At 67.3% G+C, this 15,338-nt stretch carries 12 protein-coding genes and 1 tRNA gene; 9 read left to right on the top strand and 4 right to left on the bottom strand.

Annotated features, from left to right (window positions below; translation table 11 throughout):
• The first annotated feature begins 141 nt into the window (after nucleotides 1-141).
• From EET10_RS18240 to EET10_RS18230, 3 genes are all read left to right on the top strand, one after another.
• Nucleotides 142-1,611: an alpha-L-fucosidase gene (locus tag EET10_RS18240; protein WP_099187509.1), complete on the top strand. Its 1,470-nt coding sequence runs from the start codon at nucleotides 142-144 to the stop codon at nucleotides 1,609-1,611.
• Between the two features lie 234 nt (nucleotides 1,612-1,845).
• A complete protein-coding gene (locus EET10_RS18235; RefSeq protein ID WP_167480197.1) occupies nucleotides 1,846-2,196 on the top strand; it encodes a DUF732 domain-containing protein in 351 nt (116 codons plus the stop codon).
• Between the two features lie 42 nt (nucleotides 2,197-2,238).
• The gene (locus EET10_RS18230; protein ID WP_036402374.1) at nucleotides 2,239-2,445 is read left to right on the top strand and encodes a hypothetical protein; all 207 of its coding nucleotides are present in this window, start codon (nucleotides 2,239-2,241) and stop codon (nucleotides 2,443-2,445) included.
• Nucleotides 2,446-2,490: 45 nt separating this feature from the next.
• On the opposite strand, the gene EET10_RS18225 is transcribed toward EET10_RS18230, so the two are convergent.
• Nucleotides 2,491-5,121, bottom strand: a complete 2,631-nt coding sequence (locus EET10_RS18225) for a cation-translocating P-type ATPase (protein WP_063468232.1) — start codon at nucleotides 5,119-5,121, stop codon at nucleotides 2,491-2,493.
• A 294-nt stretch (nucleotides 5,122-5,415) separates the two neighbouring features.
• Between EET10_RS18225 and EET10_RS18220 the strand changes: the two genes are divergently transcribed.
• Both EET10_RS18220 and EET10_RS18215 read left to right on the top strand, forming a co-directional pair.
• Nucleotides 5,416-5,489, top strand: a tRNA-Ile gene (locus EET10_RS18220).
• Nucleotides 5,490-5,752: 263 nt separating this feature from the next.
• A complete protein-coding gene (locus EET10_RS18215; RefSeq protein WP_036402786.1) occupies nucleotides 5,753-6,256 on the top strand; it encodes a helix-turn-helix domain-containing protein in 504 nt (167 codons plus the stop codon).
• Between the two features lie 210 nt (nucleotides 6,257-6,466).
• On the opposite strand, the gene EET10_RS18210 is transcribed toward EET10_RS18215, so the two are convergent.
• The gene (locus tag EET10_RS18210; protein WP_099187507.1) at nucleotides 6,467-7,402 is read right to left on the bottom strand and encodes a DUF389 domain-containing protein; all 936 of its coding nucleotides are present in this window, start codon (nucleotides 7,400-7,402) and stop codon (nucleotides 6,467-6,469) included.
• Between the two features lie 103 nt (nucleotides 7,403-7,505).
• Here EET10_RS18210 and EET10_RS18205 point away from each other — a divergent pair, with 103 nt between their 5' ends.
• The 3 genes from EET10_RS18205 to EET10_RS18195 all read left to right on the top strand — a co-directional run bounded on the left by EET10_RS18205 (nucleotide 7,506) and on the right by EET10_RS18195 (nucleotide 12,063).
• Nucleotides 7,506-8,408 (top strand): TPM domain-containing protein, encoded by a 903-nt coding sequence (locus EET10_RS18205; protein ID WP_036402377.1) that lies wholly within the window; start codon nucleotides 7,506-7,508, stop codon nucleotides 8,406-8,408.
• Between the two features lie 74 nt (nucleotides 8,409-8,482).
• Nucleotides 8,483-9,103, top strand: coding sequence for a helix-turn-helix domain-containing protein (locus tag EET10_RS18200; protein WP_063468234.1), 621 nt, complete (start codon nucleotides 8,483-8,485; stop codon nucleotides 9,101-9,103).
• A complete protein-coding gene (locus tag EET10_RS18195; RefSeq protein WP_122502383.1) occupies nucleotides 9,100-12,063 on the top strand; it encodes a DUF4349 domain-containing protein in 2,964 nt (987 codons plus the stop codon). The genes EET10_RS18200 and EET10_RS18195 overlap by 4 nt, the downstream gene beginning before the upstream one ends.
• A 6-nt stretch (nucleotides 12,064-12,069) precedes the next feature.
• Here the strand turns inward: EET10_RS18195 and EET10_RS18190 are convergent, their stop codons facing one another.
• Complete coding sequence (locus tag EET10_RS18190; protein WP_051490463.1) at nucleotides 12,070-12,774, bottom strand: DUF4190 domain-containing protein; 705 nt, start codon at nucleotides 12,772-12,774, stop codon at nucleotides 12,070-12,072.
• 206 nt (nucleotides 12,775-12,980) lie between these two features.
• Between EET10_RS18190 and EET10_RS18185 the strand changes: the two genes are divergently transcribed.
• Entirely contained in the window at nucleotides 12,981-13,826 is an 846-nt protein-coding gene (locus tag EET10_RS18185; protein WP_122502382.1) for a class I SAM-dependent methyltransferase, read from the top strand.
• A gap of 43 nt (nucleotides 13,827-13,869) precedes the next feature.
• Here EET10_RS18185 and EET10_RS18180 read toward each other — a convergent pair whose 3' ends face one another.
• Entirely contained in the window at nucleotides 13,870-15,279 is a 1,410-nt protein-coding gene (locus EET10_RS18180; RefSeq protein ID WP_036402124.1) for an IS1380 family transposase, read from the bottom strand.
• Nucleotides 15,280-15,338: the final 59 nt, after the last annotated feature.

Here is a 15,338-nt window from a genome sequence, read left to right as displayed (position 1 = left end):
CGGTCGCAACGCCAGGAGATCTGTTCGGCGGTCTTTATCCACGAAAACGCCTGCGTCCGTTGGGCTTTGCGGTGGCCAGACCCAGCCGTCGAAATCCGTGACATTACCACGGACGCCGGCCGTTCCGAGTAAGGTGCGTGGATGACCGACTATGAACCGACCAAGGAGTCGCTCGCGACGCATCCGGTGCCCGAGTGGTTCGAGAACGCAAAGTTCGGGATCTTCATCCACTGGGGTTTGTACTCGGTGCCCGGCTGGGCTCCGCTCGAGGCCGACACCCAGGAGCTGATGGCCACCAAGGGACCCGCGTATTGGCTGAAATACAACCCGTATGCCGAGTGGTATCAGAACACCATCGGAATCCCGGGCAGCCCGTCACAGCGGCACCACGTCGAAACCTATGGCCCCGACTTCACGTACGACGACTTCAAGCCGATATTCAACAAAGCGGTGAAGCAATTCGATCCCGACTCCTGGGCCGCATTCTTCGAGCAAGCGAACGCGCGCTACGTGGTGCTCACCACCAAACACCATGACGGGTTTACGATGTGGCCCAGCCGGCACCCCAACCCGCACAAGGAATCCTGGCATGCCGACCGCGACCTGGTCGGCGACCTGACCAGCGCGGTCCGCGACCGCGGCATAAAAATGGGTCTGTACTACTCGGGTGGGTTCGACTGGACGTTCGACCCGACGATCATCACCGACCTCCCGGGACTGGCGAGCTCACTCGTCCAGACCGACGAGTACGCGCAATACGCGGACAACCACATTCGTGAGCTCGTTAACCGCTACCAGCCGTCAGTGCTGTGGAACGATATCGGCTACCCGCCCCAGTCCAAACTCGCTGAGCTGTTCGCGCATTACTACAACCAGGTGCCCGACGGAGTCATCAACGACCGCTGGGCCCAGCTTCAGCTGCCGAAAGTCCCCGGTGTCGAACCCCTGGTCATGGGAGGTCTCGGGCTGGCCGGTGTCCTGTGGAGGTTCCTGCCCGACCGGGTACGGGTGCTGGACTTCCCGACCGGTTTCCACTACGACTTCCGCACCCCGGAATACGCCCAATACGACGAGATCAAACCCTACAAATGGGAATCGACCCGCGGCGTGGGGAACTCATTTGGCAACAACCGCCAAGAGGGTCCCGACGAGATGCTCACCCTCACCGATCTGGCCCGCAGCTTCGCCGACCTGGTCAGCAAGAACGGCAATCTGCTGCTTGGCATCGGACCCTACCCCGACGGGACGATCCCGGAGCTGCAAGCGCAGCTGCTCGCCGATTTCGGCGCATGGCTCGACGTGACCGGCGAAGCCTACTTCGACACCCGCCCCTGGACGATCCCCCAAGCCACCGCCACCGACGGCACCCCGCTGCGCTTCACCCAGACGGATGACGCCCTGTACGTGACGTTTCTCCAGGCCCCGGGGGAACGCCGCGTCGGGCTGCACCGCCTATTGGGGGCCTCGGAGACCACCGTCCAGTTGCTTGGTGGCGGCACACTGCAACACGAATGCGCCGGCGATCGCATCAACGTCACGTTCCCCGACGCGTTGGACGTCTGGCCGGCCTACGCGCTCAAGGTCACACCACCGCCCACCCTCGCGAACTGACACCAACAGCACACCTGAGGCGTCGGACGCGGCCGGCGCTATTCATGTTGGCGAGCCGGCCGGCCGGCGGCTGGAACACAGACACCGCGGCTGGCACCACCCATAAGTACTGGCACTGTAGGAGATTTGGGCGTTGACTTGGATATATCAGGGGTCGGATCGGGCTTCCGTGCATTGGCAGGTTTAGCAATGAAAGCCACTCGAATGGGCTCGACTGGTCGAGTCCGATCACGGTTGGCTGCCGTATCTGCGGCCGCGCTGCTGGGCCAAATCGGGCTGCCGCCGCCGCCTGCATCGGCGGACTGCGTCTTGAGCGCGCAGGATCAGCACTACATCGCACTGCTGGCACACCGGCAGATCGGCGCGGCTTCCGGGAACACCGACTGTGACGTGGCAGCACAGGGCCGGCAAATCGCCAATGACGTTCGCGTGGCAGACAACCCACCATTGCGGGCGTCGACCATCGCCGATGACGTGTACTATCGGACGAACTTGACCGTTGAGCAGGCTGCGTTCGAGGTCGCGGCAGCGATCTACGTCTACGCACCGGATATGGTCTGGGTTGTCAAAGACACAGCGTTGTGATCGCCGCCGGATCGCGGTCTACGTGCCCAAGGAGACGTCCAGATGATCACCAAAGCGCTGATCAGTGCCATTATCGCCGTCGGTGCCGCGATAGGGGTGGCCGCACCGGCCATGGCTGATGAGCCAATTGCGCCCGTGACGACCTGTAACTGTGACCAACCCGTCGACAAGCCTGCTGCCCCCAGCCCGCAGCAGATGAACCAGAGCATCCGGGAGGCCCTCGCCAGCCTGGAAGCCGGCGAAGTTTGATCCGAAGGGTGGGCCGGACCGCTTAACCGCCACATCCCGATTTCTTCAGAAAACCTTGACGCTCAACACTTTTCGAGCGGCTACCTCAGGTGATCCGCTGCTTGCCGAGCGGCGGCGGTGACGCGCTCGCAGGTGCTTGTCGAGCGCGTCGACAGCGAGCAGGATCGGCATCGAGCTGAGCGCGACGACCCAGCCCCACAGGGGCGGGTTCCACTGGCCGAGCAACCTGGCGACCGGCGGCACCCACAACTCGACCAACGACAAGGTCAGACCGATGAGCGCCGCCGGCACCAGGAGCCGGTTGCTGGTCCAGCCCAGCGCCCCGGGCCAACGCGACGAGGACCGGCAGGCGAAGACGTTCGCCGTCTGGGCGAAGACCACCGTGATGAATGCCGCGCCGGATGCGGCCGCCAAGGCGTGCCCGGTGGGGAACGGGTCGGCCGGACGCCAGCCCAGCGCCAGCATGGACACCAGGAAGGCGGCCAGGGACAGGACTGCCTCGAGTGGCCCCAGCAGTCCGAAGGCTCGGCGCAGCACGGTGTGGTTCATCAACCGGCCACGCACCGGGGGACCTTCGAGCAGGTGCTGCGCCGGCGGCTCGGCCCCCAGCGCGACCGCCGACAAGGTGTCGGTGCCGATGTCGAGCGCGATGATCTGCAAGACCCCGAGTGCCAGCGGGAACAGGCCGCCCGAGAGTGCCCAGACGAGAAACGGCGCCAGCTCGGCGACGTTGTCGGTCAGGTGGTAGGTCAGGAACCGGCGGATGTTGACGAATGTCGCGCGCCCCTGCTCGATACCGGCCACGATGCCGGTGAAGGAGTCGTCGAGTAGCACCAGGTCGGCGGCCTCGCGGGCGACGTCGGTGCCGGATTCGCCCATCGCCACGCCGATGTCGGCCTCGTGCAGCGCCGGGGCGTCGTTCACTCCGTCTCCCGTCATCGCCACCACGTGGCCCCGGGAGCGCACCGCACGGGCGATCCGAAGTTTGTCCTCCGGGGAGACCCGGGCGATCACCACCCCGTCGCGGTCGAGCAAAGCGGCCAAATGCTGCTCGTCGTCGGGCAGGTCCGCCCCCGAGAGCACCGGCGAGTTGGGGAAGCGCAGCCCCACCTGGTCGGCGATGGCGGTGGCGGTGGCCGGATGGTCGCCGGTCACCATCGCCACCTTCACACCGGCCCGCCGGCAGGCCTGCAGCGACTCGGAGACCTCGTCACGCGGCGGATCCTGCAGTGCCACCAGGCCCACCAGGCGGGCGCCCTGATCGCAGTCCTCTTGGCTGCGCGGCGTGCGACCGTTGCGCGGGCTGGCGGCGACGGCGAGCACCCGCAGCCCACGGTCGGTGAGGGCATCGACTGCCCGGTGGGCCCCCGGGTCGTCACCGCAGAGCGGAAGCACCGTGTCGGGTGCCCCCTTGACGATGATCTCGTCGGCCAACACCACGGCCATCCGGCGCAGCCGGGGGTCGAAGGGGAACCGCAACTCAGCCGTCATGGTGCGACGGTCCGCGTCCGTGTCGAAGCCCAGCCGCCGGGCCAGGGTGTCCAGGGCCGCTTCCATGGGGTCGCCGTGCGCGCGCCAATTACCTTGGGCCTCTTCGGCGTATCCGGTGGAACAGCGCTCGGCGGCCAGGGCGAGCTCGCGGACGGGGTTTTCTGCGGTAGGGGAGGACCAGGCCAGTGTGGCCGTCGGCCCGTAGCCGGCGCCGTCGACGGTCAACGAGCCCGCGGGTGTCCACGCATCCACGACGGTCATCTGGTTGCGGGTGAGGGTGCCGGTCTTGTCGGTACAGATGAACGTCGTCGAGCCGAGCGTCTCGACGGCCTCGAGGTTGCGGACCAGGATCTGGCGTTTGGCCATCTGCTCGGAGCCCCAGGCCAGCGACAGCGTCACCGTCGGCAGCAGCGCCTCGGGGACCAGGGCGACGGTGACCCCGATCGCAAACACGAAGGCCTGCTCGACGGGGTTGCCCACGAGCATCGAGATCAGCAGGAAGACCACGCCGACGCTGACCGCGATGGCCGCGGTGAGGCGGACCACGCCACGCAGGCCGCGGGTCAGGGGCGTGTCGGGTTTGGTTGTCGACGTTGTCAGCCGGGCGATGCCGGCCAGCCGTGTGTGCTGGCCGATCGCGGTGACCCGGGCACACGTATCGCCCTCGACGACAAAGGTTCCGGCGAACAGCGCGTCGCCCTCGGCCACGGCGCCCGCCACGCTCTCGCCGGTCAGCATGGAGGAGTCGACCAGCAACCGGTTCTCGGCGAGCACCACGGCGTCGGCGGGCACCCGGTCGCCGCTTTCCAGCAGAAGGATGTCGTCGACCACCACGTCCTCGGCGGCGACGACCTGCCGGCGTCCGTCGCGCCACACCGTGATGCGCGTCGGCAGCATCTGTTGCAGCCGGTCGGCGGCGCGGTCGGCCCGTGCTTGCTGAATCATGGCGAAGACGCCGTTGAGCACGATCACGGCGATGATGGCGATGCTTAGTTGGGGGAGCTTGGCAATGAAGGCGAGCAACGCCGCCGCCCAGAGCAACAGGGCGAAGAAGTGAGTCAGCTCGCCGAGCAGGCGACGGATTACCGACGGCCGCCGGGCCGCGGGGAGCCGGTTGGCGCCGTCCTTGGTTCGGCGTGCGGTGGCCTCGGCCGTCGTCAGCCCAGGTGGCAGGACATCGGCCATGGCCCTCCTCTCGGCTGCGTGTCGTACCTTGTCGGGTGGGGCGTTTTGGTTCGGGTCTTGACGCAACGCTAACCGCGGATGGTGGTTCGCGCGTAGCTCGCTGGCAACAGCCGAAATGCTATCGACGGGGCGGTCCCACGTGCGCGCTCAGCCGGCCGCACGGCGTCCGGCTGCTGCCGCGTTGGTCTACCCTTTCGTAGGTTCGATTGTCTTGGACGAAGCGTCGTGCGAGCCGTCGGTACTACACAGGCGTTGTGACAGAAGGCGGAAGATAGAAGCAGAAAGTTCCCTTGCGGGGCGGTAGCTCAGTTGGTTAGAGCCGCGGACTCATAATCCGTTGGTCGCGGGTTCGAGCCCCGCCCGCCCCACTTCAGAGGTCGCCCGCTGCCCGGCGAAGTGGGCCCGGTGGGCCATTGTGGTTCGATCCTCGGCCGGTTGCTTGCGATGGGCGCTCCACCTTGCAGCCGGGGGCGCAGCGGCCGGTTCGATCCGTGGTCAAAAGGCCGCCGCGAAGTGCAACGTGTTCGTCCTCCCGCGGGGTGTGCGTCGCCCCTTCATCAAGGCCGCTGCCTGGGACCCCAGCGCCATCATCGACGTTGTGTTTTTTGTGGTTAGTTTCTACCTTGGACCTATGCCCACCGACACTTTCCTGCGCACTGGCGAGGTCGCCAGCCGACTTGGCGTGTCCCGGCAGCACGTTGTCGACCTTTGCAACCAGGGCAAGCTGCCGCACATCATGGTCGGCGCGCACAGGCGGATTCCTGAGCAGGCCGTCATGTCAAAGTTCGTGAACACGCGCGACCCGCGCAGCGATGGCAAGCAGCAGTCCTTGTGGCTGCACGCAGCGTTGATCCCAAAGTTGGTGCACACCCCTGATGCGGTTCTCGGAATTGCGCGACGCAACCTGGACAAGCAGCGGGAGCGTGGATCTGCTCGTAGCACGGCCTACATTCGCGAATGGGAGTCCATTCTGGATGCGGGGGTCGGACGGGTGATCGAGGCGTTTTTGGACCCGTCAGATCATGGGGCGACCTTGCGATCCTGCACGCCATTCACGGGCGTGCTGAGTCAGGACGAGGTGCGGACCATCAAGAAGGCGTACCGCGAATTGCGGGATTCGGCGCAAGTGGTGTGAGGCGGACGACCGGGCGACGCCAACGAGCCCAGCCGCCCCGGTAATCGGTCATCCCGGCGAGCGCCCCTGGTAGGTGCCGTCGACGTACCTGCGCCACAGGACATCCCGACACCAAGCTGTAGCAGCGAAAAGCAGGCCTGCATGTCGGCCAGTGTGCAAATCGGCATTTACGGGGATCCCGGCGTCGATCGGGCGCGGGCGTTTCCGTTCTCACGCGTTCAGCGCTGGCCCCCGCCGGCGTGAGCCGGTACGGAGATGGACCCACAGCACCAGGACCCCTGCCAGCACGATCCCAGCCAGGTTCACCCCGAGTTGTACCGCGGACTGTCGGGCGACCTGCCAGTCGCCCACGGTGGCGGCGACCACCGCGAATCCGGCGGCTGGGACCGTGGTCACCGAAATGAACACCCCGACCAGCGCGGAGGATTTCGCGGACACCAGCGATAGCATCCCGGCTGCGCCGGCGAACAGTGCGACCACGAACGACAGCGGACCGACCTGAAAGATGAAGTCCACCTGTTCGAGCTGTCGGGTGTTGCCCAGCTTGATCCAGCCCACGGCCTCACCGCCGAGCACGCCGATCGCCGTGACCAACATCGCCAACGGGAAACCGACGACCAGCGCCAGCGCCGCCCGCCGGGCGAGGTAGCCGCGCCGCCGCACGAAAGCGACCGCGAGCGCGGCAAGCGGCCCGAACTCCGGGCCCACCACCATCGCGCCGACAACCGTGACCGGGGAATCCGTCACGACCCCGACCGCCGCGATGAGACAGGCCAGCGTCAGAAACGTCAGGTAGGTGGCGTTGAGCGTGGACTCTTCCCGGGTTCGCTCGGCCAATTCGTCCCAGATCACCGCGTCGGCGGGATCGCCGTCGGCCTCTTTCTCGGCGCGGTATGCCGCCGTGGACACCACCGTGTCGACCACGTCGAGGGTGATCGCTCCCCGCCGTTTGAGCCCGAGTGCCTTGAGCTCGTCGATGACGTCGTTGGCGCATTCGCGCGCGATGTCGGCGGTGATCTCGTCGCCCCGCGGATCTAGTGCCGCATCCCGGTGCACGACGATGTGGGTCACCCCCACCTCGCGGCGAAGGACCTGGAGCACCGAATCGCTCGACTCAGTCGGCGAAATCACCCGCAGATGAAGCATTTACGCACAGTAGCGGCAGCCGTCGGTCCGGGTTCGGGTCCGCGTGGACAACCGTTGCAAGTGAGCAGCCGGCCCGTCCACGGATCAGGGCTAGGTTACCCGTATGCGCATGGTCCGCCTCATCGGTGCCGTCCTCGTGACGATCCTTGCGGGGTTACTGCCGGCAACACCCGCTGGGGCGCTCCCGCCGTCCAAGCTCACCGATCACATCACCGACAACACCGGCGCGTTGACCGATTCCGGCCGGGCGGCGGTCAGTTCGGCAATCGACCGGCTTTACCGCGACCGGCGCATCCAGCTGTGGGTGGTCTACGTCGACAACTTCTCCCGGTTCAAACCCGACAACTGGGCCGAGCGAACCCGCATCGCCAGTGCGATGGGCGACCAGGACGCGCTGCTGGCGGTGGCCACGAACACCAAGTTGTATGTTCTCGCCCTGCCGCCGAAGATGCAGGTGCTCACCGCAGACGAGCTGAACAGCTTGCGCAGCAACAATATTGAACCGGCGGTGACCGCCAGGGACTGGAGCGGTGCCGCGGTCGCTGCGGCCGAAGGATTGAACAAGGCGCCGAACTCCGCGAAATGGGCGTGGCAGCCGATCGCGATCGCGGTGGCCCTGGTCGTCCTAGTCGTCCTAGTCGTCCTAGTCGTCGTAGTCGTCGTAGTCGTAGCCCTGGTGGTTGTGGTGCTCTATCGCAGGCGCCACCGGCGGCTGGACCGCGGTGATGTCCACGCGAACATTGAAGTACCCGAGCAAAACTTGGTGCAGGCGCTGGCCCGGGCGGACGCCAGATTGCGCCAAATTTCCGACTACGTCGCACGGCATCGCGCAAGCATCGGCGCTGAGGCCCGGACCCGACTCGAAGAGGCGAAACGGCATCTGGCAGCGGCGCACGGCAAGGAGGCAACCAACGAGTCCGAGGCCATTGCGTATGCCAACCGGGCTTCGGCGCTGGCCGCTGAGGCGCAAACACTGGCAAATGCCGACGTGCTGGGACACCGCTGATCCAACGGCCGAGTTTCGGCGAGGCCTAACCGCCAACGTTGACAGTGTAATAGTAACAGTGTCAGTATTGAGACATGACCGAACAGGCGTCCTGGACGCTGGACGAGCTGGTGCGACGGGTCGCCGTCAGCCTGGCCGATCCCGCGTATCCGGGAGCCCCCAACGGGCGGGTCCGGGAGCTACCCGACCGGCGGGCGGTGCGGTGGTATACGACGGCCGGACTCGTGGACCCGCCGGCCAGGCAGGGCCGCACCGCGGTCTACCGCCCCCGGCACCTGCTACAGCTTGTCGCCGTCAAACGCCTTCAGGCGCAGGGCTATTCGCTCGCCGAGATCCAGGGCGAACTGGCCGGAGCGACGGACGAAACACTGCGAAAGGTCGCCGCCGTCCCCGACGCTGTCATCGCCGAGCCGGAGCCTGCATCCGTCGAGCTGCCGGCACCCGCGCGCCGGAGCCGCTTCTGGGCCGCCCCGCCCACACCTGCGCCGGCTACCGAACCAGCGGCTCACGGCGCTGACACTGTCACCACATTGGCGGCCGTTCACCTACCCGGCGGGGCACTGTTGGTACTGCCGGGCGCACCCGACGAAGACGACATCGACGCGATCCACACCGCCGCTCGGCCACTGCTCGAACTACTGGCCGAACGTGACTTGCTGTCCGGCCCGCCCCTCAATGAACGGAGCCCATCATGACCGTCCGCATCACGTCGATGACCGACGCAGAGCATGGCGCGGCCACCGCAGACGCCGGGGCTCGGTCGGGCACGCTGCATTCCGACCGGGGCAGTCTGCCGCTGGAGCGCGTCGACGTGCGCGTCGAGATCGCCGGGCTCACCAGTGAGGTCGAGTTGACCCAGGATTTCGTCAACACCTTCGACGTGCCGCTGGAAGCCACCTACGTGTTCCCACTGCCGGATCGAGCCGCGGTCACCCGAATGCGGATGACCGTGGACGGGCGGGTGGTCGAGGCCGAGCTCCTGGAGCGTGAAGCTGCCCGCCGGGCCTACGACGACATCATCGTGTCGGATCGGCGCGCAGCCATCGTCGAAGAGGAGCGGCCGGACGTCTTCACCATGCGGGTTGGCAACATATTGCCCGCCGAACGAGTCAGTGTCGCGCTCACGCTGGTCAACCCGCTGGCTTACCAGGACGGTGCGGCCACGTTTCGCTTCCCGTTGGTGGTCGCGCCGCGCTACATCCCCGGCGCCCCGCTGCCGGATAGCGCGGTCGGCGACGGCTACGCCGCTGACACCGACGCAGTCCCCGACGCCTCGCGCATCACCCCGCCGGTGCTGCTGCCCGGCTTCCCGCACCCCGTTCTAGCGACCATCGACGTCGGCATTGACCCCGCCGGCCTCACATTGTCGGAGGTGCGGTCCAACCTGCCCGCGGAGTCGACCGATGACGGCCGCATCACGGTGCAGCCGGGCGAGCGTGCCAACCAGGATTTCGTCCTGCGGCTGCGCTACGGCGCCGAAGACCTCACCGATTCCCTCGTGCTGGTACCCGATGCCGACGGTGACGAGGGCACCTATCAGCTCACCGTGCTGCCGCCGGCATCGGGCGCGCCGCCGCGTCCCCGCGACGTGGTGTTGCTGCTGGACCGCTCCCGCAGCATGGCCGGTTGGAAGGTGGCGGCCGCGCGCCGGACCGCGGCCCGCATCGTCGACACGCTCGACAGCGCAGACCGGTTCGCCGTGCTCACATTTGGCGATCTCATCGAGCGTCCCGCGGGTCTGCCCGACGGTCTGGTCGACGCCAGTGACCGGCACCGGTACCGGGCCATCGAGCACCTCGCCCGTGTCGACGCCCGTGGCGACACCGAGTTGCTCGCACCGCTGCGGCAGGGGCTGGCCCTGTTGCGTGGTTCGCAGGGGCGTGACGCCGTGCTCGTCGTCGTGACCGACGGGCAGGTCGGTAACGAGGACCAGTTGCTCCGCGAGCTGTCGCACGAACTGCAGCAGGTGCGGGTGTATGCGGTCGGCATCGACCAGGCCCTCAACGGCGGCTTCCTGGACCGCCTGGTCGGACTCGGCGCGGGCCATTGCGAGCTGGTGGAAAGCGAGGACCGCCTCGACGAGGCAATGCAGGCCCTGCAACGTCGTATCGGCGCGCCACTCGCACATTCGCTGACGCTGCATGCCCAGGGGCTGAACATCATCGCGGACAGCGCAAGCCCGGTTCGGCTACCCGATCTGCTTCCGGGAGTGCCGCTGGTGGTGACCGGGCGGTACCGGGGAAACGCGACCGGCACACTGACCCTGCGTGGCACCACCGGCGAAGGCGGGGACTGGTCAGCGACAGTCGCCGGACAGCGTCGCGAGGCGCCGGCCGTCACCGCTGGGTGGGCGCGGGCCCACCTACGCGACCTCGAGGACCGCTACGTCGCGGCTGCCACCGAGGAGTTGGAAAAGCGGATCGTCGACACCTCGCTGCGGTTCACAGTGCTGTGCAGGTTCACCGGCTACGTCGTCGCTTGTGACCATCGGGACAGTTCGGACCCCCGGGTGGCCGCCAAGGGTGAAGTGCAGCATCGGGTGATGCAACCCGTCGAGGCGCCGGCCGGATGGGAGCGGTGGCCGGCCCGGGACGACGCCGGTATTTCTCACCAGGGCGCGCCGCGGTCTGCAGGCTCCGCCGACGCGGCGGGCGCCCGGGTGGCAACGCCGGCGGCTGCGGCACCGTCCGCCACTACGTCGTCGGTCGCCGCGCGAACGATCAAGCTGCGCAACGCAATTGCGGTGGCCATCGCCGGCGTCGTGCTGGTCGGTCTCGGCTGGGCGTGGTCGCTCACCCGCGACGGGTTGCCCGTCACCGCGCGCGACTCGGGAGTGGCCGGCAAGCCTTCCGCAACAGCGGATGCAACCGTTCCGGGGACCAAGGGCGGCATCGCCGAAAACACGGTGGCCGCACCAGAGGCGCCGCCACCGCCGCACACCCCGCCGGACGGCACCTACAAGCGCGACATCGTCACCACCGGTTCGCTGCAGATGGTCGTCGCGGAGCCCGCCCAGCTGGCCGACCGGCTGGTCTTGACGGTCACCGATGCCGGCGGGCGAGTGGACTCGCGGTCGGAGCGGTCCGGCACCTCGTCGCGGTCCGGGTCGCCGGTGGTCAATCTGGTGGTCCGCGTTCCTGCCGACAAGCTCGACGCGGTGCTGGCCGACGTCAAGAAGCTCGGGGCCGTCACGTCGATCTCGATCAACCACGCTGACGTCACGTCGCAGCGCGTCGACCTCGATGCCCGCATCGAGGCCTTACAGACCTCGGTCAATCGACTCTTGGAACTGATGCGCCGCGCCGACAACACCGCTGACCTGCTGGCCGCGGAGTCGTCGCTGACCCAACGACAGGCCGAGTTGGACTCGCTGCGGGCTCAGCGCGCAACGCTTGGCGACCAGATTTCCTACGCGACGATCAATGTCAACCTCTCCGCCGAACCGACCGTGAACCGGGTTGGCTTCCTCGGTGCACTCGACCGCGGCTGGCACTCGGTGCTCTCGGCTGCCTACGGCATCATGTTGACGGCCGGGTTCCTGTTGCCGTGGTTGCCGGTGCTGGCCGTGCTGGTGTTGGCGGTCGTCGTGGTGCTGCGTCGGTGGTCGTTCCCGCGAGCATCCAGTGCGGCCGGCAGCCCGACAACTAGCCCGTGACCACCCTCACCCCTTGATCGACCCGGTGCGTTTCACCTTGGTAGTGGCGATGCATACCACGTCGCGGTCACCCTGGTTCCAGGTCGCCTCCGTGGGATACAGCACATAACTTTCGAAGTCCTCGCTGTCTGCGGCATTGGGCGCATAAGCGGCGAACGCCGACAAGCACCTCTCCCGATAGTCGCTCTCCAGGGTGGACTGGCCGGGGAAACTACGTGCAGTGACCCGCAATTGCGCATACACCTCGCCCTCGTGTGGTTTGGCGCACGACACCTTCGGAAGCGTGGCGACCCGCGCATTGTCACCCGGGATCGACTCGATGCAATCGCCGACGGCGAGGCTGGTTGCGCGCACCGAACCGTCGTTGGTTACGACGGCAGCGATGATCGCGACCCCGAAGAGTAACGTCCACAGCGCGGACAGCACCAGACCGGCGATTGCCATGCCGCGCCCGCCCTGACCCCGAGTCTTGATCTGTTTGAGCGCGATGATGCCGAAGATGACACTTAGCAGGACACCGCCGAGAACCCCGAAGATCAGCGAAGCGATCGCAAAGCCGTTGGTGCCCCGGGGCGGCGGAGGCGGCGCATAGGGCTGGCCGTACTGACCGGGCTGCTGCGGGTAGCCGCCGGGGTAGCCGGGTTGTTGTGGATAAGGGCCCGGCCCCGGTGGCGGTGCAGGCGGCGGATATGGCGGCGGCTGAAACGTCATGAGGGCAACCGTAATACCACGTGAGCCGCCAACGGGGGGCGTCGACAATATCGGCACTGTTGGACAGCCGATCGGGTTCGGCGCTGTCGCCGGGCGCGTGGCCTCCCTCGGAAGACCTGCCGCGCGTCAGGGGTGCAACCCTGCCACCCCCCAGCGTTCGTTATACTATCTAAGTATCCGCGGTCCGAGAACGAGAGAGCAGGCATATGCCACGCACCGACAACGACACCTGGGACTTGGCAACCAGCGTGGGGGCGACGGCCACGATGGTGGCGGCAGCCCGGGCGATAGCCACCAAGGCCCCGGCCCCCTTGATCGAGGACCGGTTTGCCGAACCACTGGTCCGTGCCGTCGGCGTGGACTTCTTCACCCGGTGGGCCACCGGCGACCTTGTCGCTGCCGACGTCGACGACGACGAGTCCGTTTGGAAGCTCGAGCACATGCCCGATGCGATGGCCGCACGGACTCGCTTCTTCGACTCGTTCTTCCGCGACGCGACGCAGGCCGGGATCCGTCAGGCCGTGATCCTGGCATCCGGTCTGGATGCGCGCGCCTACCGGTTGGCGTGGCCGGCCGATATGACGGTGTTCGAGATCGACCAGCCGCAGGTGATCGGGTTCAAGACCGCCACCCTGGCCCGGCTGGGAGCCGCCCCGGCGGCCGATTTGCGCCCGGTGGCCGTCGATCTGCGCCACGATTGGCCGAAAGCCTTGCTGCACGCAGGTTTTGACAGAAGCCGGCCGACCGCGTGGATCGCCGAGGGGCTCTTCGGTTACCTGCCGCCGGCTGCTCAGGATCGCTTGCTGGACAACGTCACTGCGCTCAGCGCCGACGGCAGCCGGCTGGGCTGCGAGGCGGTCCCGGACATGTCGCGGCTGGACGTCGACAAAGCCCGGGAGATGATGCGCCGAGCCACCGCTAAGCCTGAATCCACCGATGTACTTGGTGTGACGGTTTGCGACCGGATTGAGTTGAGGCCGCTGGGTGGTGGCGCGTTTGAGCTGCTGGCCTCTTCTGCCAGCTTGTCCAGTTGGGATTGGCCCCTGAAGTAGGGCGGTTTGGTCAGGGCGGGCGGTGACGGAGCGCGGTTTTCTTTCAGGCGGCCAGCGCTGGTGGTCCGCGGTGGGTGGCGTGAAAGGCGTTGAGCCAGTGTTGTTCCCAGGGCCAGTCGCGGGGTAGGTGCCAGGTGATCGTGTCACGTCCGGCGCGGGCGGGGCGGGCGGCGACGTTAATCAGTTGGGTGCGGATGGTGGCACCGCGGGCCAGGGCGTGTTCGGGTGAGGCCAACACACCCAGGGCGCGGGTGAGCGCGTGGGCGGTGGCGGCCAGGGCCAGCCAGGCGGCATTGGCATTGAACTTGCCCGAAGGTAGATGGGCGAGTGGCCCGGCGAACAGGTCGGCGAAGACCTGTTCGATGATGGCGTGGGCGCGGTGTTGGGATTCGGCCTGCACGAGTTGAAACGGGCTGTTGGTGAATACCGCGTGATAGCGGTGGGCGGCAAACAGCTCGCCCTGGCCGTGGCCGGCGGGGCTTTTGGCCAGATCGCGCACCCGGCGCACGATCAACCGCCCCTCGGTGGCATGCGCTGGGGTGGAGGTGAACGCGGTGTAGGGGACTTCGGCGATCTCGGCGTCGGAGATCCATTGCCCGGCCTGCTCGTCGAACACCGCGTTGGGATAGGCGATGGCGGTCCAGGCGTCCTCGTCGATGGCGGCGATGGCACGGCGGATCTTGGGATCCATGCGCACGGTGACCGAAAAATGTGCCCCATTGCGGCGGCAGGCGGCCACGAACGCCCCGTTGTAGAAGGCCGAGTCGACGCGCACCACGATCAGCCCGGTAATCCCGGCGGCGCGGGCAGTGCTGATCGCCTCGGCCACTAGCGATGCCGCCCCGCGTGCGGAGGCGGCGTTGCCGCCGCGCAGCCGGGTGGTGGTGATCACCGGGGCGGCGATCGGGGTACTCACGGTGGCGATCAGCGCGTTAAGCCCGCGCACCGTCAGCGATTTGGACGCGATCTTGGCATGCCCGAACGCCGCGCCCTGCTTGTCCGGCCCGAATACCCGCTTCTGCGTCGAGTCGACATCGATGAATGCCAGCTGATCGGCGCCGGGCAGCAGCGGGGTGCGCGCGGCCAGCTCGGCCAGCACCATGCGGTGCGCCGCTCCTAGTTGACGCACGTGGCCGTGGGTGAACGCGCGCAGAAACGACCCCAGCGTGGAAGGGGCGCGGATCCCGCCGAAGGTGTCCGGCAGCGCGCCGTGGCGCAACAGGTCCATGCCGTCGATATCGTCGGCGCCGGCGATCATCCCCGCGATCAGCGAGCCGACCTTCACACCTGCGTTGGCGCCCACCTCGGCGTTGAGCCGAACATGCTGGGCGACAAGCTCTTCCAGCCCCACCAGCTGGGCCAGCCGCATCACCGGCACCAGCCCGGCATGCGACACGAGATTCGGGTCATCGAAGCTGGCGTGCGTCTTGGCCGCGGCATGTAACAATTGCACTTACGAGGTGCCCTTTCCTCGGGACGGATTGAAGCTTCACCAACTCCGATCTTCCCAGG

This window comes from Mycobacterium pseudokansasii (assembly GCF_900566075.1).
Classification (GTDB): domain Bacteria; phylum Actinomycetota; class Actinomycetes; order Mycobacteriales; family Mycobacteriaceae; genus Mycobacterium; species Mycobacterium pseudokansasii.
Note: the sequence above shows the minus strand (reverse complement) of the source record. Positions and strands in the feature narration are given on the sequence as shown.

Coding starts and splice junctions, on each gene's coding strand:
- EET10_RS18205 (WP_036402377.1), top strand. CDS start 7,506: ATGCGCATGGTCCGCCTCATCGGTGCCGTCCTCGTGACGATCCTTGCG.
- EET10_RS18190 (WP_051490463.1), bottom strand. CDS start 12,774: ATGACGTTTCAGCCGCCGCCATATCCGCCGCCTGCACCGCCACCGGGG.
- EET10_RS18230 (WP_036402374.1), top strand. CDS start 2,239: ATGATCACCAAAGCGCTGATCAGTGCCATTATCGCCGTCGGTGCCGCG.
- EET10_RS18195 (WP_122502383.1), top strand. CDS start 9,100: ATGACCGTCCGCATCACGTCGATGACCGACGCAGAGCATGGCGCGGCC.
- EET10_RS18185 (WP_122502382.1), top strand. CDS start 12,981: ATGCCACGCACCGACAACGACACCTGGGACTTGGCAACCAGCGTGGGG.
- EET10_RS18225 (WP_063468232.1), bottom strand. CDS start 5,121: ATGGCCGATGTCCTGCCACCTGGGCTGACGACGGCCGAGGCCACCGCA.
- EET10_RS18210 (WP_099187507.1), bottom strand. CDS start 7,402: ATGCTTCATCTGCGGGTGATTTCGCCGACTGAGTCGAGCGATTCGGTG.
- EET10_RS18240 (WP_099187509.1), top strand. CDS start 142: ATGACCGACTATGAACCGACCAAGGAGTCGCTCGCGACGCATCCGGTG.
- EET10_RS18200 (WP_063468234.1), top strand. CDS start 8,483: ATGACCGAACAGGCGTCCTGGACGCTGGACGAGCTGGTGCGACGGGTC.
- EET10_RS18215 (WP_036402786.1), top strand. CDS start 5,753: ATGCCCACCGACACTTTCCTGCGCACTGGCGAGGTCGCCAGCCGACTT.